The following is a 25,894-nucleotide window of genomic DNA, read 5'->3' as shown; positions in this document are numbered from 1 at the left end:
CAATTATTCTAGTCAAAAAAATAGAGGAGCGACCGATTTGGTCTCTCCTCACTTCTCTATTTATTCCTTCGCTTGTGAAAAGACGATCTCTTCGTGTTCGATCGAGACTTTAACGTCTTGTCCTTGGAACAACCAGTCATCTTGATCAGAGACAACGAAGTGGATGCCGTCAACGACCTCTTCGACCGCTGCCCGTTCGACTTCTTCCATATGAACGCCGACCGAGAAACCTTGTGTTAAATCCGTTGAGCCACCATATTTTGCGAAGAAGCGAATCGTATCGCCCGATTTTGCTTCCATCTCATCTTTGAAGTATTGCAATGCATCATCTGTAATATGAATTTTCATATCTTTCACTCCCCTTTCGTTTAGTGTACCGATATCCTACTCAAAAAAGCGAATTTCCTGTATGGTAGAGACAAGATTAGCTATGAAATCATCACGGAACACTCATCTTAGGAGGAATTCGAATGAAACGATCGCTCGTAGTGCTGCTTGCGACCAGTCTCGTACTCGTCGGTTGCGGAAACGATTCCCCGTCTTCTACAGATACCAAATCCCCGAAGACGACGGAAACGAAACAACAGAAGGCTGAACAAGCCGTTCTTGACGTCTATCAAACATACGAAAAAACGCTCGGTCAATCCGGAAGAGCAGATGCAAAAGACCTTGCATCGATTGAATATACAGGTGACGCAAAACAACTTGAGCCCCTCGCCGTCGGTGCAAAGAACTTGAACGTCGTTCCTGGCAAGGTCGTCAAGTCGTTCCAAAAGGGCGACGTCGCTTATATCATCCATGAATTTAAGGATGCGAAAGGATCGATTCTCCCGAACCGCGGATCGAAGCTGTTATTGAAGAAAGACGACGAGTGGAAAATCGTTCTGACACCGACGACATTCGATCCGTCCGTCTTCTCGACTCTAGGCGACATATTCACTGGATTTAACGCTGATGAGTATGGGGTCAATGCGAAGGCGGCTGATGAGATCGGAAAAACCGATGAAAAAGAGCAGGATGCCGTCTTTTCTCGTGTCAATGCGCAAACCGATTATATGGCGCTTGAGATGAACAGTAACATTTTGATGATTTACGGTGAGGCGCTTAAGAACGAAGGAAATCCTGAGACGCTCGTCGATTACTATCAAGACTATGCGGATTGGTATGAAGAAGAACAGCCACTCCTCATGAAGACAGCGAAAGCCGGGACGGATTATGAGAAATACTTGATTGCCCTCGATCCTTTAAAAGAAAGTCTTCAAAAGAAGCTTGAGAAATATGCGGATCAATTAAACATGGAATTAGGATAAGGAGGAATTTTCATGCAAGCACCTACATTCACCCTTCCGAACGCACAAGGAGAACCGATTTCCCTCGAGGATTATCGTGGAAAAAAAGTCGTACTCTATTTCTATCCGAAGGACTCAACACCTGGTTGTACGACCGAGGCATGTGATTTCCGTGATGCAACGCAAGCGTTCGAAGAAAACAACACCGTCATTCTCGGTGTTTCTGCTGATAGTCAGAAACGGCATCAAAACTTTATCGCAAAATACGAATTACCGTTTCAATTGTTATCAGATGTCGATCACGAAGTCTGTGAGCAATACGATGTCTGGCAACTGAAAAAGAACTACGGTAAGGAATATTATGGAATCGTCCGTTCAACTTTCTTAATCGATGAATCCGGTGAAATCGTCAAGGAATGGCGTAGTGTGAAAGTAAAAGATCACGTCGCAGAAGCACTTCAGTACGTACAAGAGCAAAAATGAGTTCAAGAACCAGTTGTTAGATGCAACTGGTTCTTTTTGTATTTAAAAATTCTAAAAACTCCTAATTTTATCCTTAAATAAAAATAATTTCTCGCAAAAAACGTTGGTATCACACATAAATTTAATAATTTTGAAATAATCTGAAAATATTCTATTGATTTTTCTGAATATTGTATTTATTATTGATAACAAGTTGATCCGGTGCTTTCCACAGCTTAAGAATAAAAGGCGATGACCCCTCTTATTTTTAGTCGGACACCGGATCGCTATCCTATCGGTTCTTATCGTTTCACCATATATATCTATTTCTTTTGGGAGGGATTTACTTTATGAAGAAGAAAAAGGCACTTGCACTCGTCGGAGCACTGACAATCGCTGGATCAAGTCTTGCGGCATGTTCAACGACAGATGAAGGTAAAAAAGAAGGCGGCTCGACATCAGGAAGCAAGTCTACGGACAAACAAATTCTGAACCTCGTCAGCGGCTCGGACATTCCAGCACTTAGTCCGACGGTCGCGACGGACTCCGTATCATTCACAGTACTGAACAACGTTCAAGAAGGTCTATTCCGTCTTGATGATAAACAGGAAGCGACACCAGGTGTTGCAGAAAGCGTTGATGTTTCAGAAGATGGACTTACATACACGTTCAAACTTCGTGATTCAAAATGGTCGGATGGTAGCGACGTTACAGCAAAAGACTTCGAATATGCATGGAAACGTGTCCTTGATCCGAAAAGCGGTTCACAGTATGCATACATCATGTATATCATCGATGGCGCAGAAGCGTATAACACAGGTAAAGGAAAAGCAGATGATGTCGCTGTTAAAGCGGTCGACGACAAAACACTTGAAGTCAAGCTGACACAACCAGCTGAATACTTCAAAACATTGACTGGTTTCGGTTCATTCATGCCGCTCAAGCAAGAATTCGTCGAAAAACAAGGGAAAAACTTCGCGACGAAGCCTGATACATTCCTTTACAACGGACCATTCGTTCTCTCGGATTGGAAGACGGAAGTCGGCTGGAGCTACAAGAAGAACGACCAGTATTGGGATAAAGATAATGTCAAGTTAGAAGAAATCAACTATAAGGTCGTAAAAGAAGTCTCAACAAGCGTCAATCTCTACGAAAAAGGTGATATCGATTTAGTCGGTCTGACAAGTGAGTTCGTTGATCAGTACAAAGACAGCGAAGACTTCGATACGCGTCTTGATGCAAACATGTTCTATATCCAAATGAACTTCAAGAATGAACTCTTGAAAAATAAGGATATCCGTAAAGCAATTGACTCAGGATATGATAAGAAGCAGATGACTGATGTTCTCTTGAACAACGGTTCGATTCCTGCGTACTACTACGTACCAAAAGACTTCGCAAAAGGTCCGGACGGTAAAGACTTCCGTGATGGTAACGAAGGTTTCGGTTCATTCGATGCTTCTTCTGCAAAAGCATCATTCGAAAAAGGTCTTAAAGAAATCGGTAAGAAATCAGTCAAACTCGAACTTCTCTCGTATGATGATGACAACTCGAAGAAAATCTCTGAGTACCTTAAGGGCGAGTGGGAGAAAAACCTTCCAGGTCTTGAAGTCACAATCAAACAACAACCGTTCAAGAATAAACTTGAACTCGAATCAAAAGGTGAGTTCGAATTATCCTTCGCAGGATGGGGACCTGACTACCAGGATCCGATGACGTTCCTCGACATGTGGGTAACGGGTGGACCTTACAACCGAGGAAAATACTCAAGCGATAAGTATGATTCACTTATCAAATCGGCTCAAAAAGAAGTAGATGCAGCAAAACGTTGGCAGTCCCTCAAGGATGCTGAAAAAGTACTCCTTGAAGATGATCAAGCAATTTCAGTTATGTATCAAAAAGGTGTTTCTCGTCTCAGCAAACCGTACGTTAAAGGTATCGTCAACCATAAAGTTGGTGCCGATACTTCGTACAAATGGGCTTACATCGAAGGAAAATAAGGCATACCCGAAGACCAGATTCGCTGACGAGCGTGTCTGGTCTTTTTTTCCACCTGCGTCCTTTGTCCTATTTTTCTGAATAGCATTAAAATTTCGTGTCATTCTGTTTTCATTTTTATATCTTCGTTTTATACTATCAAAGAATCCGATTCACTATATTTACAATAATTCATTAAAATTATTCATAATTAATGGAAATGAACCGATATATTTACCACAGAGGACTTTTGCCTCAATACTCTACTTCACTAGGAAGGAGGACTCACTCATGAAGCAACGCGTACTTACAAATCAAAAGAGTTATACGGAAGAACAACTCGAGATGATTGAAGCCATTCGCGCAGTCGGTGAACTCATCCAGGATCGTCCAAGGCGTACAGTCTACCGTCGTTATGCGCTCGTAAATGACTGGCCACAGCCAGAGAATATCGTTCGTCAATTCGGGTCTTGGCCTGAAGCGCTGTCCGCAGCCGGATACGAATGGAATGTGGATCAACAACCCGAAGAACTCGAGCGGGCGCCGAAGTATACAAAAGACGAGATCTTAAAATCATTCCATCGCTATGCTCAGGATGTCGGATCGACGATCACCTTGAAAAAGTATCAAATGTGGCGAAAATCCGTTCACCACGCACCGAGTCATTATCATATCGTCAAGATGTTCGGATCATGGCATGATGCCTGTACGGCAGCAGGTCTTGAAGCCAGCGTGACCTACTCTAAAGCAGAGCTCGCTGCATCGCTTCGTCAAGCCATCGAAGAAGTCGGATTTTCTCTTTCATTTGAAGCCTATCGAGAATGGGCGAAACGAAACAATAAACCCTCGACGAAAGCCCTATTACACCGATATGGCTCTTGGTCGGCTGCGATTCATGCGATTGAAAATGAAATCCGTCTCAACAAGCAACAAGCTCAATGAACTCATCCATCCTTTAGCCCTTTCCGCTCTTCGAGACGGAAAGGGTTTTTTTCACAAAAAAAAAGATGACGTTTCCGCCATCTTTTGAGATGTGATTCAAATGACCTTTTCTTTCCACTCATGATACGCTGCGACACGATCGCGCCCTTGGAACTTCGCACCGACATACATCGCACGGTCCGCATTTCGGATTAAACTGGCTAGATCGCCCAGTTCCTTCAACGTATCTACCCCTATGCTCGCTGTAATCTCGAGAGTATGACCCTCGACTACTATCGGATTAGCATGCAACGTCTCGCGAATTCGTTCTGCTACGATTCGAGCAGACTCTAGATCCGTATTCGGAAGCAAGATAACGAATTCTTCCCCCCCATACCGAGCTACGAGATCCGTGATTCGTGTCGCTTGCATCAATAATTTAGCTACTTCGAATAAGACGACATCGCCGATTTCATGACCGTACGTATCATTGATTTGCTTAAAGTGATCGAGATCGATCATCAATGCAGAGAAGGGATACAGATCACGTTGTTTAATCCGACGATCCCCCCACTCTTGTAACGCCCGATAATTTGGTAATTTCGTCATCGCATCCGTCCGGCTATCAATCAACAGTCGCTCTCGTTCATGTGCGCGTTCTACAGCCCATGACAGGACACGCAACGCGCGATACAATTCGTAACCAAAGTCTTTCGTAAACTCTCCACTGGCTTCAGAGGCAAGTAAGAGTGAGCAGTTGATCGTTTCCGTTGCTTCCGGTTGTATGAACAAGACAGATTGGATTTCTTCTGGTAAACAGTCGTACAATCGAATATCCCATTCCTGTTGCATACCGTAGAGTAAAACTTCTTCTTTTTCAATGATTTCCTCTATGACCTTCCCTTCCACATGGTCCGCCTTTAATTTACGTCCATCTTTTAGGGAATAGTAGACACTTTGTTTGGTGTCTTCGAAATCGAATTTAATCCATGCAATATCCGGTTTGACGAATTGATTGAGCTGCCGCAGGTACCGCTCGATGATAAATTGCGCGTCACCGTCTTTCCACGCCGCTTCTTTTAAACGTTCAATTTGTTCCCAATGCTCGATTCGATCCGATGCCTGGACCGAACTACCGAGAGAACGCTTGATGATGAAAAGTGCAAACGCTGCCATTACAAGCCCGCTATTCCCGTTTCCTTGCACGACAAGCGTACTGAAAATACCATAGAGTAATTCCGCTGTGATGACGACTGCCTCAAATCGTAACAGTTGGAACATGACATCACTTGGGATATTCTCGCCCAAAAGAAATCGGGAGAGTTGATATTGCAGAAGCAAGACGATCCATAGAATGAAGACCATCACGATTAATGGAAGAATGTTATCCGTCAGTTGAAAGGCATCACCATGTGTTCCGCCTAATGCATTATAAGCAAGGCCAGCTGGTACAATCAAGAAAAGTTCCAGCGCGACATTGAACGGATAATTATGTAGCATCCGTCGTCTTCCGACCGGGGTATGGATCGTACGTAATTGATAGATCAACATAGTGACCTGACCTACACAAATAGCTGAGAGCATACCATACGTTAAAAATGTGAACAATACAAAACCAAAATGAAACGTGAAGCTCATATGTCGTCGGCGAACCGGATCGACTACAAAAATAGTAGATAAAGCGGCAATCAATAAAAACGTGAACAAGTCGACGCTGAGGTTATAATCCTTAGACTTCGCAAAAAGATCGATGCCAATCACGATTAAGAAAAATACGACCCAGCTTCGAAGGAGATATTGTTGAAAACGACGCACTCGAACTTCCCCTTCCTGTTTAATCTATTTTTTAAAATTGTAATAAATTGTTAATTCTATTATTCAATTTTTTGAGCAAAATGTCGAACTTGAATCGTTTCATTTGATACACTCATTAAAGAGGTGATCTTTCATGACAAATACGTTTACTCAACATGCTTTTGATACGTTTCACATTGATGGTCTCGATTCACGAATGCACGCTATTCGCGAGCGGATCCAACCGATTTTTCGCGATATCGGACAAGAAATTACGCCGGACTTGACCGTCGCGATTGAAGAAGACATGCATGTCCATATCGCACAACATGCTAGACGCAAAGTAAATCCGCCACAGGATACATGGATGGCTTTCTCACCAGATAAACGTGGCTATAAAAAACATCCTCACTTCCAAGTCGGACTGTTTGATGACCATTTGTTCATTTGGCTCGCCTATATCTACGAGTTGCCGAACAAACAACAATATGCCTCACGATTACTAAAGCATACGGATTTACTAACCACACTCCCTGAAGACTTCGTCATTTCATATGATCATATGAAAAAAGATGCTGTTCCCGTACACGAGACCGACATCCATTCAGGGTTAGAACGCTTCCATGATGTCAAAAAAGCAGAATTCCTCGTCGGTCGTCACATTTCAGCAAAACAAGTGAGCGAATTGACACGCGAGGAGTTATTAGATGTGATTCGAAATACCTATTCGCATCTCGTACCACTCTATAAAACGATTAAATAAAAAGGATGGCCGAATCGGTCATCCTTTTCATTAGTTATATTTTACTAGAATTGACATGACTTGTGTACGGTCAGAGTTTAAATTTAGATAAATGTTGACCTGTTTTGAGGAAACAGTCATGACATTGAATGTTTTATCGAGTTTTGCTGTCGGATAGGCTTGTTTGACTTCCTTGACTGTAATCGTCCGTTTGACCTGTTTTGGATCATAGACGATGGCACTGACCTTCGCCTTCGTATCCTTCACACCATAAGTGGAACAGTAATGAAGGGCACGATCCGCAGACATAAGACCATTTCCACTCTGACACCAATTCGAATTCTTCTCCCCCTTATACGCCTTATGTACTTGCGCAAGTGTTGTTTTTTCAAGTGCGACTTTCTGATCAAGTGAGCGGGCTTGTTTCGATTGTGTTTGAATTTCTTGAAGCCACTTGATATCGGTTTGTTTCGTCGCTTCGACCGATTGATTATATGAAGTACCTGACACGATGCTGACAGTGAGTGCGGCAGTTAAGATGATTCCAAAGATTTGTTTCATGATGAAGTCCTCCTTCGCGCAAATGATACGCGGTGATAATAAACTGATTCCCCTATTTCAAAAAATTATTCAGTTTTTATAGTTTTTTTATGGGAATTTATTTTTATCTACGGATATATGAATAAAAAAAGAATCTAGTGTCGCATGACACTAGATTCTACCTCATTTCTTATGCATCTTAAACTCGAGGAACAACTCATTGTAATGTGCGAGCATTTTCTTCCCAAGGTTTTCGTAGACCTCAAGCGTATCGGTAACTTGTTTATCAGGATAGAATCGTTCATCCGTTCGGACCGATTTATCGAGTAATTTCAAGCCTTCTTTGTTCGGTGTCGAATAACCGACGTAGTCCGCATTTTTCGCTGAAATATCCGGGCGCAACATGAAGTTGATGAACTGATGTGCCCCTTCGACATTTTTAGCTGTCTTCGGAATGACGACGTTATCGAACCAGACGTTCGATCCCTCTTTTGGAATGACGTAATCGAGTTTGTCGTTTTCACTCATGATCTCGTTTGCATCCCCAGACCAGACGACTCCAAGTCCCGCTTCTTCGTTCGCAAGTAATAACTTAATTTCGTCCCCGACGATCGCTTTGACGTTTGGCGTCAAACGCATCAGGTTCGCTTTTGCTTCCTGCAGCTTCGACTCATCCGTCTCATTCAACGAATAGCCAAGACTGTTCAAACTCATCCCCATGACTTCACGCGCACCGTCAGCGAGTAGAATCTGATTCTTCAGCTTCGGATCCCAAAGATCCTTCCAGCTCGTCGGTTTTTTATCAATTAATTCTTTGTTGTAGACGATACCGACCGTCCCCCAAAAATACGGAATCGAGTACTTGTTTTTCGGATCAAAGGATAGATCTAGGAAACGTGAATCGATATTCTTGAGATTCGGGATTTTTTGATGATCGATCGGCAAGACGAGTTTCTCATCAATCATCTTCGCAATCGCATAGTCAGAAGGAACAGCGATATCATACGTCGTTCCCCCCTGTTCGATTTTCGTCAGCATCGCTTCGTTCGAGTCGAATGTCTGATAGACGACCTTGATGCCGCTCTCTTTTTCAAACTGTTTAATCAATGTCGGATCGATATAATCGCCCCAATTATAGATGTTCAGGACATTTTTCCCCGAATATCCTTGTGTCTCATTCAACTGATTCAAGGTGAATAAGATGACACCCGAGATCAGGAAAATCGCGGCGAATAATTGAATCAATTTTTTCAACGGTCATTTCACCTCCGGTCGCGAAAGCTTCGTACCAGCACGTTGGTTCAAGAAGTAGTAGCCAATGACGAGTAAGAACGTAAACAAGAAGATGACGGTCGACAGCGCATTGATTTTCATTGAAATCCCTTGACGAGCAAGTGAATAAATCTCTACGGATAATGTCGTAAAACCGTTTCCTGTCACGAAGAACGTCACTGCAAAATCATCAAGGGAATACGTCAATGCCGTAAAGAATCCGGCAAAGATTCCCGGTGTGATGTACGGCAGGATGACCTTCGTCAAGACATCCCAGCGACTCGCGCCTAAGTCCCGTGCCGCATCGACGAGCGTCGGACTCATCTCCTGCAATTTAGGCAAGACAAGAATGACAACGATTGGTACTGAGAACGCGATGTGTGACAGTAAGACCGACGTAAAGCCGAGTTGGATACCGAGTAACGTGAAGAAGATCAAGAACGATGCTCCAATGATGACATCCGGACTGACGATTAAGATACTGTTGAGCGTCAACAAGGATGTTTCGACACGCTTCTTGCGAACCGCCTGAATCCCGATCGCTCCGAATACTCCGAGAATCGTCGAGATCGCGGCTGACAACAAAGCGATGACGAGTGTGTTCAAGACGATGATCAACAAGCGTGAATCTTGGAAGACTTCCTTGTACCAATCCCACGTGAACGAATCGAAGTTCGTCATGTTGTCAGCGCTGTTGAACGAATAGAACGCGAGATAGAAAATCGGAGCATACAAAATGATGAAGACACCGATTAAATATAGATTTGCTAGTTTCAGACGTTTCATCAAGTCGTCGCTCCTTTCTTCCGTTTCGTGCTCGTCAAGGCAAGAATGATCGCCATCGCGATGATGAGAAAGACAGCAATCGTTGCTCCCATACCCCAGTTCTGTGTCACGAGGAATTGCTGTTCAATCGCCGTACCGAGCGTAATGACGCGGTTTCCGGCAATCAGACGCGTGATCATGAACAGTGACAATGCCGGAATGAAAACAAGCTGACATCCTGATTTCACACCGTCGAGGGTCAACGGGAAGACGACACGACGAAATGTCGTGAAGTTCGATGCCCCGAGGTCACGTGCGGCGAAGACGAGCGATGGACTCAGTTTTTCAATCGCGTTAAAGATCGGTAGAATCATGAACGGAATGAAAATGTAGACCGAGACGAAGACGAAACTGAAATCGGTAAAGAGAATCTGCTTCCGTCCGATTCCAATCGCTTCAAGTGTTTGGTTTGCGAGACCATACGTACTGAACAATCCGATGAAGGCGTACGTCTTTAACAATAAGTTGATCCACGTTGGCAAGATGACGAGCAGCAGCCAAAGTTGTTTATGTTTCGTCTTCGTCAGCAAGTAAGCCGTCGGATAACCGATCAAGAGTGAAAACAAGGTGATCAAAAAGGCATACCAGAACGAACTAAGTGTCATCGTCAAATACGTCGATGTGAAGAAGTTTCGGTAGTTCTCAAAAGAAAAATTGCCATCAAGATCAAGGAACGAATAATAGACGACGAGCACGATCGGTGCGATGACGAATAAGGCAATCCAGAATAGATACGGGATGAGATACCAGTTACGTGATTTCTGCATCATAGCACCCCGTCGTAGGATTCCAGACGTTTATCAAATTCTTCTTCCGTCTCGTTCAATCGCATGACGTGGATCGCTTCCGGATCAAATGTCAGTCCGATTTGTTCACCAACCGTCGCTTTTTTCGTACTGTGGACAAGCCATTCGTTACCGACTTCATCCATACAAGCGATTTCGTAGTGCACGCCACGGAACAATTGTGAGTCAACTGTAACTTGCAGTTTCCCTTGTGCCACGTTCGTGATTTCAAGATCCTCCGGACGAATGACGATTTCGACCGGTTCGTTCAGCTCAAGACCGCGGTCGACACATTCGAATTCTTTTTCTGCGAACCAAACCCGGTAGTCTTCGATCATGCGTCCTGGAATGATGTTCGACTCGCCGATGAAATCCGCGACGAAGCGGTTGATCGGTTCATCGTAGATATCTGTCGGCGTTCCCGATTGTTGAATGACACCGTGATTGAGAACGAAGATTTCATCAGACATCGCGAGTGCCTCTTCTTGGTCGTGTGTAACGAAGATAAACGTGATTCCAAGACGACGTTGTAAGTCGCGAAGCTCATATTGCATCTCTGTCCGTAATTTCAAATCGAGTGCTGAGAGCGGCTCATCGAGCAAGATGACTTCTGGTTCATTAACGATTGCCCGGGCAATCGCGACACGTTGCCGTTGTCCACCTGACATCTCGGTGATTTCCCGTTTCTCATAACCCGATAAGTTGACGAACTTCAACGCATCCGTCACACGTTGCGCGATTTCCGCTTCCTTCACCTTCTTGATCCGCAGACCGAAGGCGATATTTTCGAAGACGTTTAAGTGTGGGAACAGTGCGTAGTCTTGGAAAACCGTATTGACTTGACGTTTGTTCGCCGGTACATCATTGATCCGTTTCCCGTCGAAGATGATGTCTCCCTCTGTTGCTTCCGAAAAGCCAGCAATCAGTCGTAAGATCGTCGTTTTCCCGCAACCCGATGGTCCGAGTAACGTATAGAACTTTCCGCGTTCGATTTCAAAGCTGACTTGATCAAGAACTGTCTGATCGTCATAACGTTTCGTGACGTCCTTGAATTGAATGATCGTAGTATCTGCCAATCTAGTTCCTCCTTTATAAGTATGAGTCGGTCGCGGTCACGAGAACCTTCGTCTCTTGCGTTGACTCATTGCGTAATTGATGAATTTCTGAAGCCTTATAGTAAAGTGTCTCCCCTTGCTTCGCTAAAAAAGACTGACGTCCGAGCGTCAACGTGACGTTCCCCGTAAGCACATAGACGAATGTCTCCGCTCCCGACGGTTCATACGTCTTGAAGGATCCCCCTGGCGCTAGCGTCAGCAGGACCGGTTCCATCTCTTTTTCGTTCGATTCCGGGATGAGCCATGTGACATGATACCCCTGTTCTTCGTCAGCATATGTCGTGACATCTTCTTCTCCGTAAACGACTTTTTGATTGAGTGTATCCTCATCAAAAAAATCCTTCGGTGAGATGCCAAGAACTTCAAGAAGATGAAACAGTGTCTCGATCGATGGAGAACTAATCTCCCGTTCGAGTTGCGAGATATACCCTTTACTCAGGTCTGTTCTTTCCCCTAGTTCCTCTTGCGTCAATCCCTTTTGAAGACGGAGGTTCTTGATTTTTTGTCCGATTGAGTACAATCGACGTCCTCCTCTCATCGGCTTAGTTTAGTATAAGATGACTAAAAGTTTACTAATCACGTACCGATTATAGCGTATTTCGTTATTTAATCAACTAAAACGTTCGATATTTTTTAATGTTCATTTGACAGAGAGAGCGCTTACACCTACAATTATTATCAGGTACTAATTTGAGGAGGAACTTGTAATGCGGATCGCTTGGATCACTGATAGTACGACGATTTTACCGGATACGATCGCAAAACGTGACGATCTTTCGGTTGTCCCTTTACTCGTCATGAAGGATGGCGAAAGTTATATCGATGGAGTCGATGTGAATGCGGAAACCGTTTATAGCTGGATCGATGCAAAACATAAAGTGACGACGAGTCAACCTTCGATTGGTAGTTTTACCGAACACTACGAACGACTAAAAGAAGAATACGACATCGGTTTTGCTATCCATCTGTCGAGTGAGCTGAGCGGCACGTACAGTGCGTCCGTTCAAGGGGCAGAGATTGCTGGCTTTCGTCTGATTGCGATTGATTCCCGATGCGGTATCTACCCAGCTGGTCAACTTCTGGCGGAAGCGATCGAACTTGTTGAAGCAGGTCACTCGATCGAATCTGTCGAACAGATCATTCTCGAGCGTCGTTTCGATCACCACATCGAATTCACTGTCGCAAACCTCGATCAATTGCAGGCCGGCGGACGGATTTCCTCGACGAAGGCATTCGTCGGCAACCTGTTGCAACTTCGTCCATTGTTCCACTTCGAGGAAGGAAGAATTGTTCCATATCAAACCGTTCGAACGTTCAAGAAAGCCCATTCGAAGATTTTTGATCACCTTGTTTCGATTCTCGAGCGCGGTCAAGTGACAGACATCTCGTTATTCCATGCGACGGCGTATGAACTCGCACTGGAGTGGAAACAACGACTCGAAGCCCAGTTCGATGTCCGAGTACGGATCGATGATTTGACGCCGGTTCTCGGTTCACATACCGGAAACCCCGCCATTGGCATGTCCTTTTTGAACCCGACACGCCGACCGTGATGACTAATGGAATTGATTTTTGGGTAAACCTTCTTTAGAGAATAAAGGAGGTTTTTTGTTTGAAAAATAATAAATGGATTTGGCTCAACTGGGTCGGCTTCATCTTCACGATTGCCGTGAACGCCCTCGATGGCGGAAAGACAGGACGGATTTCTGACTCGATCTTTACGTTATTCAAACCGGCTGGTTATGCGTTTTCGATTTGGGGATTGATTTATACGATTTTACTCATCTGGTTGATTCTTCAAACGATTCCAAAATTCAAGGAACATGAACTGGCGAAGAAAATCGGACCGTGGTTCCTGATCAGCTGTTTGTTTAATGCCGGCTGGATCGTATCCTTCACCTTCGAACTGTTCGTTGTCTCTGTCGTCGTCATCGTTGGTCTCTTGCTGTCCTTAATCGTCATCTACTCTAAAATCGATCGTGAGACGAAAGGCTTACGCTTCAAGCTCCCCTTCTCGCTTTATCTTGGCTGGGTATCGGTCGCAACGATCGCTGACATTTTCCTGACGATCAACGCAGAAGGTGTGACATCTTGGCTTGGAATCGGTGATGCCGGTTGGACGATGATCATGCTAGTCGTTGGCGTCGTCGTCGCCCTTCTCTTTATGTTCGCAAACCGCGATCCGATTTACCCGCTCGTCTTCGTCTGGGCGTATATCGCAATCAATTTCGAGTCGGATAACGGTCTCGTCGATACGACCGTTCTCGGTAGCGTCGTCTTGTTGTTAGCCGGTTACATCTTCCTTCTCGTCCGGATGCGCCGTCGAGTCAGCGTGAGCAAGTGACGTTCCTTTCTCATTTGAACGGCGTATACTAGAGAAAAGGAGTGAATGACCATGAACATCACATTTACACCATCTGCTCAGGAACGAATCAATCAATTACGCGGTGAAGTATCCGGCCAACTGCATCTCTACTACGATACAGAAGGTTGTGGTTGCGGAAACTCCGGTATTTTCAGTATTCGTCTCGTCGATGAAGCGACACCGGAAGACATGACGATCGACTCGAATGTTGGTCCTGTCCTCGTCAAACGGTGGTCGAGTCATTTTCTCGATCAAGACATGACGCTCGATTATAATGCGGAGAAAAAAGCGTTGATTCTTAAAAGTGATGGACAATACTTCAATACGAACGTACTCGTGACGGATCAGACAGGCTGTGTCCTGACGGTTCGTTCATAAACACAGATGAAAAAGGCAACTTCCGCGACGGAAGTTGCCTTTGTTTGTGTTCGAACAGACAGATGCTGCGTTGAAAGCTAGATGGTCTGAGTATGATTGAATGTACTAGATGTCTGTCTGCGTCGTGCACGAGCTGGTAATATCCCAGCGCTTTGCGTCCCCCCAGACGTCGCATGCATCATCCTCGCATGCTTATCTAGTATACGAGCGAAAGTCGTGTTTGGATTGCCTTATCCGACATTCAGAACGGTCTCTTCAATCGCTTGCTGATTCAAATCCTTCACATGCATCGGTCTACTATAGTAGTAGCCTTGTCCATAATCACAACCGAGACGTTTCAGGAAAAGATGCTGTTCAAGCGTCTCGACACCTTCCGCGACGACTTCGATCCCGAGACTTTTGGCGAGCTGGATGATCATTTCCGTTATTGCTGTTCCGCGTTCGTCATGCGGCACTTCGTCGATGAACGATTTATCAATCTTCAAGATATCAATCGGAAGATGCTTCAAGTGTGTCAGTGACGATAAACCGGTTCCGAAGTCATCGAGAGCGATCGTCAGACTGAGTTGCTTCAATTCACCGAGCATCGTCATCGCCCGGTCAAGATTCTCCATGACGGATGTTTCCGTGATTTCGAGCTGGAGCTGCAGTTCGCTTCCATTTTTCAACGAGTGATGGACGATCTCTTTGATCATCAGATTATGCGACTCCGACCGGAAGTGCATCGCGGATAAGTTCACTGAGACTTGGCGAATGAAATAGTCTTCCTTCTTCCAAATCTCCATCTGTGCGACAGTCTCCTTCAACACCCACTCTGTCAATCGGTGAATCAAACTATATTTTTCAGCAAGCGGGATGAACTCCGCCGGTGAGATGAAACCGAACTTCGGATGATTCCAGCGAATCAAGACTTCCGCTTGATCAACCTTTCCCGTCGCAAGCGCAATCTTCGGCTGGTAGACGAGTGCGAATTCCTTGAAATCGGTCATCGCGCGACGTAACGATCCAACGATCAATTGTTCACGTTTATCGGAATGTAGGGCATCATCGTAAATGATGAACCGGTCCCTTCCTTCGTTTTTACCGATTCGAAGCGCACTTTCCATTTGACCGATCCGCATCTCAAGCGTCTCTTTCATATCCGGTAAGATGACACCAATCGTCGCTGTCAAATGGATCGGCTGATCGTCTAAATGGATGGGTTGTCGCACATCTTCTAGAATTTGTTCCAACGTCGTCGCTAACCGTTCAGACGATACTTTTTTGATGAGAAAGAACTGCGTTCCGTTATAGCGAATACATGCCTCATCTTCTTCTAAGGAGGCGCGCATTCGATCGGCGAACTCACGAATCACTGCATCCCCCTTATCAAATCCAAACGTATCATTCACCCACTTGTATCCGTCCAGATCAAGCAAAGCCATCGCCATCTCCTCTTTAGAGCGTCCGTAATGTGTATCGACTTTTATCATATGATGATCCAGCCATCTGCGGTTATGTAATCCGGTCAAATGGTCGGTATACGCCATCATCTGTAATGCGCGTCGTTCCAGATGAATGTACAGTCCCGCAATTAAGATAATAATCAAGAATACCGGAATCGCTACATCGTTTAAGATATTGGATGTGATCGGATTACTCGTGATCCGCCCTGCTTGATCACTTGGGATACAAAAAGATGTTCCTAACATACCTACGTAATGCATGGAAGAGATAGCAAAGCCCATTACAATCGCAATGGGAATAAGAATTCTTTTCTTATCAACATGTCGTAAACGATGTAAGAGTAACAAGGCAACATATGCCACAGTGATCGCAATTAGGACGGATAAGGCGAACAACCCTTTTTCATAGCGAATCGAGCCGCCAAAGTCCATTGCCATCATGCCAAGATAATGCATCATCGCAATTCCAATTCCCATCAAAGAACCTGCTAAAATCACCTTGTTACGCGTGATTGCAGAGGAATAGAGCAGATAAAAAGCAATGAAGGCAGCTAAAATCGCTGGAATAACAGATAAGAACATTAAAATCCAGTCATAATGAACCGTGACGGATAAAGCGAAAGCACCCATACCGACAAAGTGCATTCCCCAAATCGACAGTCCCATCGTCAAAGAAGATAGGAATAGTGCTCGTTTTTTTAAAGAAGTCGCTTTTGCCAACCGTCGATTTAATTCAAGCGATCCATATGAACCAATGATCGCTACGAGTACCGACAGTACAACTAATCCCACTTCATAATGCTTTGTTAAGATAATCCATTCATTCATTGTATGTGGCCTCTCCTTATAGAACTGACTTTCTTCTTAGTATCGACGGTTGTGAAGTATATTTTCAGTCAAAACTTACATTTCATGTGATTTTCTTATTATTTTCTATCTCTCAGTCATGATTCTTCAATGAATTCCACATACAAAAACGGATTCGCCATAGACGAATCCGTACGTTTTTTGAATTAGAGTGCTACTGATGCCACGATTTCTCCCGTCGGTTTTGCTAGATCCGGTTCTGGCTCGACCGTAATCGCTACGGCATCGACATCCCCATTTCCTTTAAGTGGGAAAACCGCTGCTGCTTCGCCGTCTTTTTCAATGATGCCGTTCGCAGTCGGTGTCTCTCCCTTGATGGTCCATAACTGATAGAGCTCTCCTTTTTTCAATGGAGGTAAATCCTTCAATTGAACGAGCATATACGATTTATCGTTTTGTGTGAAAATCATGCTTGATCCTTTAATGGACGCGTTACTTTCAAAATTGCCCATTCCTTTGATCTCATCCATTGCTAGCGTCTCCGGTGTATCCGTACTTTCGTCTTGCGACAAGAAGTACGCATTGGCTCCAAGTGAGAGAATCAGTGCAGCGGCAATACTCATCAACCAGCCAAGCGGAACACTTTTTTTCTTTGTTTGTTGCTGACGTGCTTGTTGAATGTCTACCGGAGTAATTATCGGTTCTATCTTAGGCGACTCTTTCTCTACAGAACCTAATACTTCTCCAAGAATGCGTGCTTTCATTCCTGTAGGAACAGGTCGCTCCGGAAGCGATTCAGCGATGGGAAGCATGAGTTCTTCCATTTCTAAAAGCGCTTCACGACAGTCTTCGCACGTCGCAAGATGCGCTTCGAACGCGTCGCGATCTGCTGAAGAGAGTGTTCCATTGAAGTAATTGATCAAGTCATGACAACGTTCTTCCATCTCGTTCCCTCCCATCTAATCGTTTTCTTAATGCTTGAATCGCACTTCTGATCCGTGTCTTGACCGTTCCAAGCGGTAAGCCAAGCCGCTCTGCGATTTGTTGTTGTGTCAATCCTTGAAAATAAACCAACTCAATCAGATCTTGTTGTTCCGACTTCAACTCGCCCACAGCGCTACGCACTTCTGCTGCGGTTTCACGTTGCATGACGGTCCGTTCGACGGGTTCGTCATATCCCCCGTCTCGCTCTTCAACTTCAATCGTCGGCTGTCTTTTTTCACGACGTAAGCAATCAAGCGCTGCGTTACGTGTGATCGTTAAGATCCAAGAGGAAAACTTTCCTTTTTGTGTATCAAAATCAACACGACCATTCCAAACTTTCATCCATACTTCCTGAATAACTTCTTCGGATAAACGATCATTATTCGTAAAGCGAAAAGCGAATGAAAATAACAATCGCTCGTACTTCTCATACAAAGTCTCGAGTGCTTGTTCGTCACCGCCACGCATCAGATGATAAAGCGATTCATCGGATTGAGTATGCATCCTTTTCCTCCTCCTGATATCAGCTTCATCATATAGTATACGAGAGCTAACACCAAATCGTTTTAATTTTCATCGATTTTCTAAGTAAATTCCCCACCACACCCATATTCCCTGATTCCATGAAAAGTATAGCTTAAAATTCGATTAAATTGACAGTAATACCGTTATGGGCATAGCATAAAGATAGTACACATACGTTAGTTCTAGTAAGAAACGGAGGAACACAAATGGATTATGATCGAAAAATGAAAAATCGTGTCAGTCGTATCGAAGGACAATTGCGTGGCATCCTTCGCATGATGGAAGAGGGTCAAGACTGTCGTGATGTCATCACACAACTTTCTGCTGCCCGCTCCGCGATTGATCGTACGATCGGTGTCGTCGTCAGTTCGAATTTAATCGAGTGCGTAAAGGAAGCCGAACAAAATGGTGACGGTCAGACAGAAGAGCTTGTGAAGGAAGCCGTAAATCTTCTCGTCAAAAGTCGCTAATTACTATAGACCACTTCTCAGAGTAATTTATATCTGATTAAAAAAACAGGGGCAAGATTTCATTGAAATCTGATGCCCTGTTTTTTTGCGATTTAGTATAAAACTTTGAGTTGATCCAAGTACACCTTACTTTTAATGGTTGTTCCCTTTTTCGTTACATCCGTTTCAACAAAATACAGCGATTCGATTTTAAGAGGTGTTGGCCACGTCGGATCGAGTGTCGCTTGTACCGTTTTAAATCCTTTCCAATCTACCTTCTTGACGAAATCCACGACATGTCGATTTCCCGCAGCATCTCTCACTTCTGAGCGAAGCCAAGGCGCGCGTCCATCTCCGTACACGTCAATCGTCAGTGCACGGGCAGGAGAAGGTATGATCCATGACGCTTTTTTAATGTACATGGCTCCGTTTTGTTTCGTCCATCCTGAATAATCGTATGTCATTTCGAGCGATTGTTTACCAGAAGTCTTCTGTAAAGAACTGAGACGAACAGCATAACTCGAAACGTACGGAGACACAGCTTCATAGACACCCTGTTCGAAGGAATCGATAACTTCCTCTTTTTTCATAGCCGAAACGGTGACCGGTAATCGAACGATTTTCCCGCCAGACGAGACTGTGAGTTCCGTCTTCCCGACTTTTTTTGCTACTACATTCCCCTTCGTGACGGATGCGATGCTACCGTTCGCGACCTGATAATTGAGTTGAGCAGCAGGAATACCGACACGTCGTCCGTTTAACCATCCTTCTGATGAAATCGCGAGGCGTTGCCCTACTTTTAATAGAATCGGACGACCGCCATTCACGGTAAGACCGGTCAAGCGATTCGTGATTGGAATCGATACGGTACGTTTGGCATGGTCAACTTGCATCGTTCCCGTCCATTTTCCTGGAGTCAGCGGTGCCGTGATTTGTAGTCCTTTGACACCTATCCCCTTCCAAACAATTGATTTCTTCGTTGCATCTACAGGCTGGCCATTCGTATCCGTCAACTTTAGTCCAAATCCACTTGTTTCACCCACATACAATTCTTTAGGGGCTGTCAACAGAATCGTTGCCGCCTGATTCGATGGAATATAATGCGTCGCTAAGAGAAGACCATTCGTAATGGAACGACTTCTTCCGTCTGCCGGTACATTCGCTGTTCGAGGTAAAAACTCCCCGGCGCGTCTGACCATCAGCTCTGTCGACCCTCCTCCATCGAATGCGAGGGCTGACGTCACACCTAGACGCTTCATTTGTTCGACTGCCTCAAGCATCGTAATACCTTTTGAGTCAGAGCGAGCTTGGTCGACCGTGATGATCTGAACCGTTCCATCCGCGGTCGTCCCGATCAGTGTCCGCGCTTTACGAGCAAGCATCAAAAAACGATCATGATTCAAGGCTAAGCTCTCCAAATTATATCCAACACCGTTTTGAATCAACCAGTTATATCCGGAGACAGCCTCTTGGATATCATTTCGAATTTGCAGGTTCGATAACTGAACTAAATTCAATTGTGTCGAGAGCAGACCATCCGATTTTTCTTCAGCTGCTTTGACGAGAGACAGCAACGCTTCTTTTTGTTTTCCGAGTCCGACCAAGACGACACCTGCGTCCGGTAACTTAATTTCTTTACGGAATGTCGTATCTACCGATTCAATCGTCCACTGATAGTTCTTGCCAAGAGTGAATGCTGACGTCGTCGGTCCCTTTAAGTAGACGATGGCGATCTCTTTTTTCATCGCTTCTGATGGTTCGATCAGCTTCAAGATTTTCGAAGCATGATGCGCAGAACTAAAGATGCCGATTCGATTTGCTAAATTTTCATTCCGGTTGACCGAATGAATCGTTACCCGTTTCGTACCGGACGTCACGGATCCAATGATCCCGAATGAACCGATTTCTGGATTTCCTTGTCCATTGATCGTGAAAGAGGGAAATTTCGTTGCAGAATCTTTTACGCTATGGCTGACTAATACTTGATTTTGCTGAATCTGAAGACCAATCGGCAGTCCTGATGCTACTCGGTACATATCTGCATTGATTGCCGTTACGACACGTCCCCCACTCGCTGTCACGCGACTGACTTGAGAAGGCAAGGACTCTGTTGCTAATACACGATCTCTTCCTTTCGTTGTCACCCAGTAGTTCCCAGCATCTGGCTGAATCGTTATATGTCGAAATAACTGTGGGGTTCCCGAGAGTGTTTCTGATTTCGTCGTATAGGTGACACCTTTTGAAATCGTTTCTGCCTGTATGGGACCAACAGATTGAAAAAGACAAAAAGATGTTAATAAAATACAAATTTTCTTGAACATGTTCCACCTCCGTTATATATTATGCCTTTTTTAGTAAATAAATGACATAATAAATTTAGAAGAGGTTTATTTTTATTCGGAACAGGTATAGAAAACAGTTAAACGATTCTTTTATTTTGTAAGAAGAAACACATGAATTCATACATGATGTAGGAGGCACTTTCCATGACTGTATCTTTATTTATCGATGTTGCGTGCAAGACAGGGGAATCTCCCGTCTACGACGCGAAAACGAAACGTTTCTACTTTGTCGATATTCCGAATCAATTGCTTTTTTCATATGATCTCGTCACTGAAGCACTTAAACCGTATACGTTACCAAGTGCCATCACATCGATTGCCTTGACGGATGCGCCAGATTTATTACGTGTAACGTCAGCACACGGCTTCGGTACATTTGATCTCAAGGAAGGACATCTGTCTCTTGAGCATCAATTGTCCCTACCAGATTCTGACCGTATGAATGACGGAAAGCTCGATCCGACCGGACAATATGTCGCCGGTAGCATTAATGAAGAAGACGGTAAGACGGCTGGACTGTTCCGTCTACGTCATGACGGTTCCATTGATGTCTTACATGAAGACTTGACGAACTCTAACGGGCTCGTCTGGTCAGAAGATGGCAAGACGCTCTATCATATCGATACACCGACGAAAAAAGTCTATGCCTTCGATTATGATCCGGACGCGCTACTTTCGAATAAACGCGTCGCCGTTGATCTCGAAGAAGAAGAAGGATTCCCGGATGGTATGACGCAGGATGCTGAAGGTCATGCTTGGATCGCGCATTACGCCGGATCATGCATCACACGCTGGAATCTCTCGACAGGCGAAAAACTAGCACATGTCGATTTTCCCGTCTCGAATCCGACCTGTCCGATTTTGTATGAAGATCGGTTACTCGTCACGACAGCTGCTGATGGGGATGAGACACCACACGCCGGCGCTGTCTTCGTCGTCACATTTGAATGATTAGCAAAGGAGGGATCATCTTTTTAGAGGTGATGCCTCCTTTTCCACACAATTCGTCTAGACGCATCTAAAAAAACAGACGATACTAAAGAAGAAGACTATTCATTTTTTGAAGGAGTGAAGCCGATGCGTGTCACGATCATCGAACGTTTACATCAACTGCAGACGACCCCATCCTTTTTCCCGGTCAATTGCTACCTGTTTGAAGAAGCAGACAGTTTAACATTGATTGATGCCGGACTCGGAATCAACGCAAAGGCGCTTTATCACTACATCCGTAAACAAGAAAAACCGCTCGGTGCGATCATCCTGACACACGCTCATGCCGATCATGTCGGATCACTCGACTTCCTTGCGAATGCCTTTCCTCTTGCCCAAGTCTGCATCAGTTACCGTGATGCTGCATTGCTCAGCGGGGATGAGACGCTACGCGAAGGCGAAACGACACCTTTAAAAGGCGGTATTCCGAAAAACATCAAAACACGTCCGGATCGATTGCTCGAAAGTGGTCAACAAGTCGGTAGTCTCAGCGTTATCGCCTCACCTGGACATACGCCCGGTTCGATTTCGCTTTGGCATGAAGGGAGCCGGACGTTGATTGCCGGAGATGCTTTTCAGACACAAGGAGGGCTCGCCGTCTCCGGTGACGTCCGATGGCAATTCCCGTTCCCGGCACTTGCGACATGGGATCCGGATGTTGCCCTTCGCTCCGCTGATCAATTGACGGAACTGTCTCCGGATATCCTTGCCGTCGGACATGGTCCGCTTATCCTTGGACCGAGTTACGAGATGCGCCAAGCCGTCGATCGATTCGCGCAAGTCTTACAAACGAAAAAATTATCACCTTTCAAGTAACCTATCCACACGAAAACATCCACGGACGTATTTTCCGACACGTCCGTGGATGTTTTTTCCTTCAAACCGCTCTATTCTGTTCTGTAACACCATAACGATAAACACGTGCTTCATAGGGACGTAATTCATCCGGGGTATCCCGGTAGTTCGATACGAGTAACTTTTCCTTCGGTAAGATAAAGGCGGTCTGCATCGGTTCGTCGTATACGTTGAGGACGATCCGCCAGACTTCTCCTTCTAGTTCCCGTTCATAAATATAGAGATACGGATCATGCAGTGCCAGGTCTCGGTACGTACCGTAGACCATGATTGGATGATCCTTGCGCATCTGAATCAACGTCCGGTAAAAAGCAAGTACGGACGATGGATCTGCTTCTGCTTGTGCGACATTGATGTCCGTATAATTCGGATTGACGGCTAACCACGGTTTTCCACTCGTAAAGCCTGCCGCATGCGTATCGTCCCATTGCATCGGCGTGCGGGAGTTATCACGGGCGAGTAACTGCATTGACGAGAGTACGACCTCCGGGTCCTCGCCACCAGCGACGCGCTCTTCGTATCGATTTCGAAAGGCGACATCTTGATAGAGCGATGGATCTGAGAAACGAATCCCCGTCATCCCGATCTCTTCTCCTTGATACACGTAAGGAATGCCCGGTAACGTATGCAACATCAAACCGAGTAGTTTCGCGCTCTCGACGCGGTATCGTTCACTGCCGAAGCGCGTCACTTGCCGTGTATGATCATGGTTGTTGAGAAACTGTGAATTGACACCTAATGGGTATAAGACATCATACCAGCGTTTTTGAATCTCCTTGAATCGTAAGAGATCCATCGCCTCCATATCGTCCGCGATCTCGAAATGAAACAGCGTCCGAAGTTCGTTCCGTTCTTCACTGACATATAACAGCCCGTCTTCTGGACCGACGAACGGAATCTCACCGACTGTGAACAAGTCCTTCTCGGCAAGGACGTTCGCATGCATCTCCTGCAGGAAGTCATGTACGCCGGGCTGATTCCCGAGATACGATAAATCAAACGGATTGACGACATCCTCAAGCGTCCGTTTTTTAATCAAATTGATGACATCCATCCGGAAGCCGTCAATCCCTTGAGCAATCCACCAGTTCATCATATCGTAGATCGCTTGCCTCACAGCTGGGTGCTCCCAGTTCAAGTCCGGTTGTTCTTTCGCAAAAGAATGGAAATAATACTGCCCGCGTTCTTCACTCCACGTCCACGGGCTTGATGCAAAGTACGAGCGCCAATTGTTCGGTGGCGTCCCTTTCGTGCCGTCTTTCCAGATGTACCAATCATCCTTGTCATTAATCCGGTCCCGCGACTGGCGGAACCAGTCATGCTGGTCACTCGTGTGATTGACGACTAAATCAAGTATGATTTTCAATCCACGGGCGTGAGCCGCCGTAATCAATTCCTGTAAATCCCCCATCGTCCCGGCCTTATCCATGATCGTGTAATAATCGGCAATATCATAGCCGTTATCAACGTCCGGGGAACGATAACACGGATTCAACCAGACAACATCGACACCAAGCGAAGCGATATAATCAAGTTTTTCGATGACACCTCGCAAATCACCGATTCCGTCCCCATTCGAATCCTTAAAACTACGCCAGTAAACTTGATAGACGACTGCCTCTTTCCAGCTAGCTCGCTTCATCTCCTCACTCCTCTCCCTAACTCTTTATTCCCGCTCCACTTGTCTGTACCTGTTAATTCAATAATTTTTTTGAATTTCGAAAAAGTTCTTTTCTTTTGACTGAATATTCGTTATCCTTGACGACAATACCACGAAGGAGGCATTCACCCATGAAACATTTCGCTCCATCCATCGCTATCGATCGGCTTCCTGCTCCCGTCTTCGCTGAGCTTGCGAACCGGATTGGTGCTGTAAAAGCAGCCGGACACGATGTCATCACACTGGGTCAAGGAACACCCGACCAGACGACACCTGTACATATTCTCGACGCCTTAAAACAGGCGATCGATGAGCCAACAAACCTTCAATATCCACCGTTTCGTGGACATGATTTTCTAAAACAAGCCGTCGCAAGCTTTTATGCGAACGAATTCGGCGTCACGATCGATCCGGCAACGGAAGTCGCGATTCTTCTCGGTAGTAAAGCCGGAATCGTCGCCTTACCGCAAACAATCGTCAACCCTGGAGAAGGTGTCATCGTCCCGGATCCAGGATATCCGGATTATCTGTCTGGTGCTGCACTTGCTGGCGCATTTCCGATTACGCTTCCGTTGCTTGAGAAAAACGGCTTCTTACCCGATTATGACTTGCTTGATACAACGGACGTCGAGCGTGCCCGGATGTTGTTTCTCAACTACCCGAGTAATCCGACGGGTGCGACCGCGACAGCAGAAGCCTTCGAACAGACGGTCGCTTTCGCCGATGCCCATGATATTTGCGTCGTCCATGACTTAGCCTACGGTGGCATCAGTTTCGATGGTCCAACGCGAAGCTTTCTGCAGACGGAAGGGGCAAAAGACGTCGGAATCGAGCTATTCTCACTCTCGAAACGCTTCAATATGTCCGGCTTCCGGATCGCCTTCGCAATTGGAAATCCGTCTGTCATCTCAAGCATCGAGACGTACCAAGAACATCTCTACGTCAGTGCCTTCACACCGATTCAACATGCGGCGACCGTCGCTCTGACGAGTGATCAGACATGTGTCCATGAGTTAAGTAGCTTATATGAAACACGACGCGATGCGTTGTTCGCAAAACTCGATGCGATCGGCTGGAGTGGACCACGTCCAGGCGGTTCCTTCTTCGTCTGGCTTCCAGTTCCTGAAGGTTACACGTCTCAAAGCTTCACCGATCATCTACTTGACGAAGCACACGTCGCCGTGACCCCGGGATCCTTCTTCGGTGAATACGGTGAAGGCTACGTCCGGATCAGCTTGATTGCTGACGTCGAACGTCTAGAAGAGGCCGTCGACCGAATCGGAACACTCAGTCTGTTCCGGACACCCGTTGCGGAATAATTCTGAAAAAACATTTGACAGATGGGAATCATTTCCGTTAAAGTAAGTCCCAA

At 45.4% G+C, this 25,894-nt stretch carries 25 protein-coding genes; 12 read left to right on the top strand and 13 right to left on the bottom strand.

Going from position 1 to position 25,894, the window contains the following annotated elements; all coding sequences use genetic code 11:
* Positions 1-60: 60 nt before the first annotated feature.
* Positions 61-348 carry a HesB/YadR/YfhF family protein gene (locus ACHWTJ_RS03125; RefSeq protein ID WP_294743968.1) on the bottom strand — a complete coding sequence of 96 codons (288 nt, stop codon included), beginning with the start codon at positions 346-348 and terminating at the stop codon, positions 61-63.
* Between the two features lie 122 nt (positions 349-470).
* On the opposite strand from ACHWTJ_RS03125, the gene ACHWTJ_RS03120 reads away from it, so the two are divergent.
* The 4 genes from ACHWTJ_RS03120 to ACHWTJ_RS03105 all read left to right on the top strand — a co-directional run bounded on the left by ACHWTJ_RS03120 (position 471) and on the right by ACHWTJ_RS03105 (position 4,670).
* A complete protein-coding gene (locus ACHWTJ_RS03120) occupies positions 471-1,310 on the top strand; it encodes a hypothetical protein (RefSeq protein WP_294744925.1) in 840 nt (279 codons plus the stop codon).
* 12 nt (positions 1,311-1,322) lie between these two features.
* A complete protein-coding gene (bcp, locus tag ACHWTJ_RS03115) occupies positions 1,323-1,772 on the top strand; it encodes a thioredoxin-dependent thiol peroxidase (RefSeq protein ID WP_294743972.1) in 450 nt (149 codons plus the stop codon).
* 329 nt (positions 1,773-2,101) lie between these two features.
* The gene (locus tag ACHWTJ_RS03110) at positions 2,102-3,751 is read left to right on the top strand and encodes a peptide ABC transporter substrate-binding protein (RefSeq protein WP_294744922.1); all 1,650 of its coding nucleotides are present in this window, start codon (positions 2,102-2,104) and stop codon (positions 3,749-3,751) included.
* 268 nt (positions 3,752-4,019) lie between these two features.
* Entirely contained in the window at positions 4,020-4,670 is a 651-nt protein-coding gene (locus ACHWTJ_RS03105; RefSeq protein ID WP_023469344.1) for a homing endonuclease associated repeat-containing protein, read from the top strand.
* A gap of 96 nt (positions 4,671-4,766) precedes the next feature.
* Here the strand turns inward: ACHWTJ_RS03105 and ACHWTJ_RS03100 are convergent, their stop codons facing one another.
* Positions 4,767-6,464: a GGDEF domain-containing protein gene (locus ACHWTJ_RS03100; protein WP_294743977.1), complete on the bottom strand. Its 1,698-nt coding sequence runs from the start codon at positions 6,462-6,464 to the stop codon at positions 4,767-4,769.
* A gap of 133 nt (positions 6,465-6,597) precedes the next feature.
* Between ACHWTJ_RS03100 and ACHWTJ_RS03095 the strand changes: the two genes are divergently transcribed.
* Complete coding sequence (locus ACHWTJ_RS03095; RefSeq protein ID WP_294743979.1) at positions 6,598-7,206, top strand: YktB family protein; 609 nt, start codon at positions 6,598-6,600, stop codon at positions 7,204-7,206.
* A gap of 30 nt (positions 7,207-7,236) precedes the next feature.
* Here the strand turns inward: ACHWTJ_RS03095 and ACHWTJ_RS03090 are convergent, their stop codons facing one another.
* From ACHWTJ_RS03090 to ACHWTJ_RS03065, 6 genes are all read right to left on the bottom strand, one after another.
* Entirely contained in the window at positions 7,237-7,746 is a 510-nt protein-coding gene (locus ACHWTJ_RS03090; RefSeq protein WP_294743981.1) for a hypothetical protein, read from the bottom strand.
* 162 nt (positions 7,747-7,908) lie between these two features.
* Positions 7,909-8,979: a PotD/PotF family extracellular solute-binding protein gene (locus ACHWTJ_RS03085; RefSeq protein WP_294743983.1), complete on the bottom strand. Its 1,071-nt coding sequence runs from the start codon at positions 8,977-8,979 to the stop codon at positions 7,909-7,911.
* A gap of 3 nt (positions 8,980-8,982) precedes the next feature.
* Positions 8,983-9,783, bottom strand: coding sequence for an ABC transporter permease (locus ACHWTJ_RS03080; RefSeq protein ID WP_294743985.1), 801 nt, complete (start codon positions 9,781-9,783; stop codon positions 8,983-8,985).
* A complete protein-coding gene (locus ACHWTJ_RS03075; protein WP_081780411.1) occupies positions 9,783-10,589 on the bottom strand; it encodes an ABC transporter permease in 807 nt (268 codons plus the stop codon). The genes ACHWTJ_RS03080 and ACHWTJ_RS03075 overlap by 1 nt, the downstream gene beginning before the upstream one ends.
* Positions 10,589-11,683: an ABC transporter ATP-binding protein gene (locus ACHWTJ_RS03070; RefSeq protein ID WP_294743987.1), complete on the bottom strand. Its 1,095-nt coding sequence runs from the start codon at positions 11,681-11,683 to the stop codon at positions 10,589-10,591. The genes ACHWTJ_RS03075 and ACHWTJ_RS03070 overlap by 1 nt, the downstream gene beginning before the upstream one ends.
* 13 nt (positions 11,684-11,696) lie before the next feature.
* Complete coding sequence (locus tag ACHWTJ_RS03065) at positions 11,697-12,260, bottom strand: helix-turn-helix domain-containing protein (protein ID WP_394679095.1); 564 nt, start codon at positions 12,258-12,260, stop codon at positions 11,697-11,699.
* Positions 12,261-12,429: 169 nt separating this feature from the next.
* On the opposite strand from ACHWTJ_RS03065, the gene ACHWTJ_RS03060 reads away from it, so the two are divergent.
* Genes ACHWTJ_RS03060 through ACHWTJ_RS03050 form a run of 3 tightly spaced genes read left to right on the top strand, consistent with a single transcriptional unit; the run spans position 12,430 to position 14,465 of the window.
* A complete protein-coding gene (locus tag ACHWTJ_RS03060) occupies positions 12,430-13,275 on the top strand; it encodes a DegV family protein (protein ID WP_294743992.1) in 846 nt (281 codons plus the stop codon).
* A 59-nt stretch (positions 13,276-13,334) separates the two neighbouring features.
* On the top strand, positions 13,335-14,066 hold the full coding sequence (locus ACHWTJ_RS03055) for a tryptophan-rich sensory protein (RefSeq protein WP_294743993.1): 732 nt from the start codon (positions 13,335-13,337) through the stop codon (positions 14,064-14,066).
* Positions 14,067-14,117: 51 nt separating this feature from the next.
* On the top strand, positions 14,118-14,465 hold the full coding sequence (locus ACHWTJ_RS03050) for an iron-sulfur cluster biosynthesis family protein (protein ID WP_035410282.1): 348 nt from the start codon (positions 14,118-14,120) through the stop codon (positions 14,463-14,465).
* Positions 14,466-14,695: 230 nt separating this feature from the next.
* Here ACHWTJ_RS03050 and ACHWTJ_RS03045 read toward each other — a convergent pair whose 3' ends face one another.
* From ACHWTJ_RS03045 to ACHWTJ_RS03035, 3 genes are all read right to left on the bottom strand, one after another.
* Positions 14,696-16,738 (bottom strand): EAL domain-containing protein, encoded by a 2,043-nt coding sequence (locus ACHWTJ_RS03045; protein WP_294744915.1) that lies wholly within the window; start codon positions 16,736-16,738, stop codon positions 14,696-14,698.
* Between the two features lie 185 nt (positions 16,739-16,923).
* Complete coding sequence (locus ACHWTJ_RS03040; RefSeq protein ID WP_294743997.1) at positions 16,924-17,661, bottom strand: anti-sigma factor; 738 nt, start codon at positions 17,659-17,661, stop codon at positions 16,924-16,926.
* The gene (locus tag ACHWTJ_RS03035) at positions 17,642-18,205 is read right to left on the bottom strand and encodes an RNA polymerase sigma factor (RefSeq protein ID WP_294743999.1); all 564 of its coding nucleotides are present in this window, start codon (positions 18,203-18,205) and stop codon (positions 17,642-17,644) included. The genes ACHWTJ_RS03040 and ACHWTJ_RS03035 overlap by 20 nt, the downstream gene beginning before the upstream one ends.
* Before the next feature lie 227 nt (positions 18,206-18,432).
* Between ACHWTJ_RS03035 and ACHWTJ_RS03030 the strand changes: the two genes are divergently transcribed.
* Positions 18,433-18,696, top strand: a complete 264-nt coding sequence (locus tag ACHWTJ_RS03030; protein ID WP_035410294.1) for a metal-sensitive transcriptional regulator — start codon at positions 18,433-18,435, stop codon at positions 18,694-18,696.
* 92 nt (positions 18,697-18,788) lie between these two features.
* On the opposite strand, the gene ACHWTJ_RS03025 is transcribed toward ACHWTJ_RS03030, so the two are convergent.
* Entirely contained in the window at positions 18,789-20,996 is a 2,208-nt protein-coding gene (locus tag ACHWTJ_RS03025) for a phosphodiester glycosidase family protein (RefSeq protein ID WP_394679094.1), read from the bottom strand.
* A gap of 165 nt (positions 20,997-21,161) precedes the next feature.
* Between ACHWTJ_RS03025 and ACHWTJ_RS03020 the strand changes: the two genes are divergently transcribed.
* A complete protein-coding gene (locus tag ACHWTJ_RS03020) occupies positions 21,162-21,968 on the top strand; it encodes an SMP-30/gluconolactonase/LRE family protein (RefSeq protein ID WP_394679093.1) in 807 nt (268 codons plus the stop codon).
* Positions 21,969-22,094: 126 nt separating this feature from the next.
* Positions 22,095-22,823, top strand: a complete 729-nt coding sequence (locus tag ACHWTJ_RS03015; protein ID WP_294744006.1) for an MBL fold metallo-hydrolase — start codon at positions 22,095-22,097, stop codon at positions 22,821-22,823.
* A 61-nt stretch (positions 22,824-22,884) separates the two neighbouring features.
* Here ACHWTJ_RS03015 and ACHWTJ_RS03010 read toward each other — a convergent pair whose 3' ends face one another.
* Complete coding sequence (locus ACHWTJ_RS03010) at positions 22,885-24,504, bottom strand: alpha-glucosidase (RefSeq protein WP_394679092.1); 1,620 nt, start codon at positions 24,502-24,504, stop codon at positions 22,885-22,887.
* 149 nt (positions 24,505-24,653) lie between these two features.
* Between ACHWTJ_RS03010 and ACHWTJ_RS03005 the strand changes: the two genes are divergently transcribed.
* A complete protein-coding gene (locus ACHWTJ_RS03005) occupies positions 24,654-25,841 on the top strand; it encodes an aminotransferase class I/II-fold pyridoxal phosphate-dependent enzyme (RefSeq protein WP_294744909.1) in 1,188 nt (395 codons plus the stop codon).
* Positions 25,842-25,894: the final 53 nt, after the last annotated feature.

It is taken from the genome of uncultured Exiguobacterium sp., assembly GCF_964277885.1.
In the GTDB taxonomy this organism is placed as follows: Bacteria; Bacillota; Bacilli; order Exiguobacteriales; family Exiguobacteriaceae; genus Exiguobacterium_A.
This window is presented reverse-complemented; position numbering and strand designations above follow the sequence as displayed.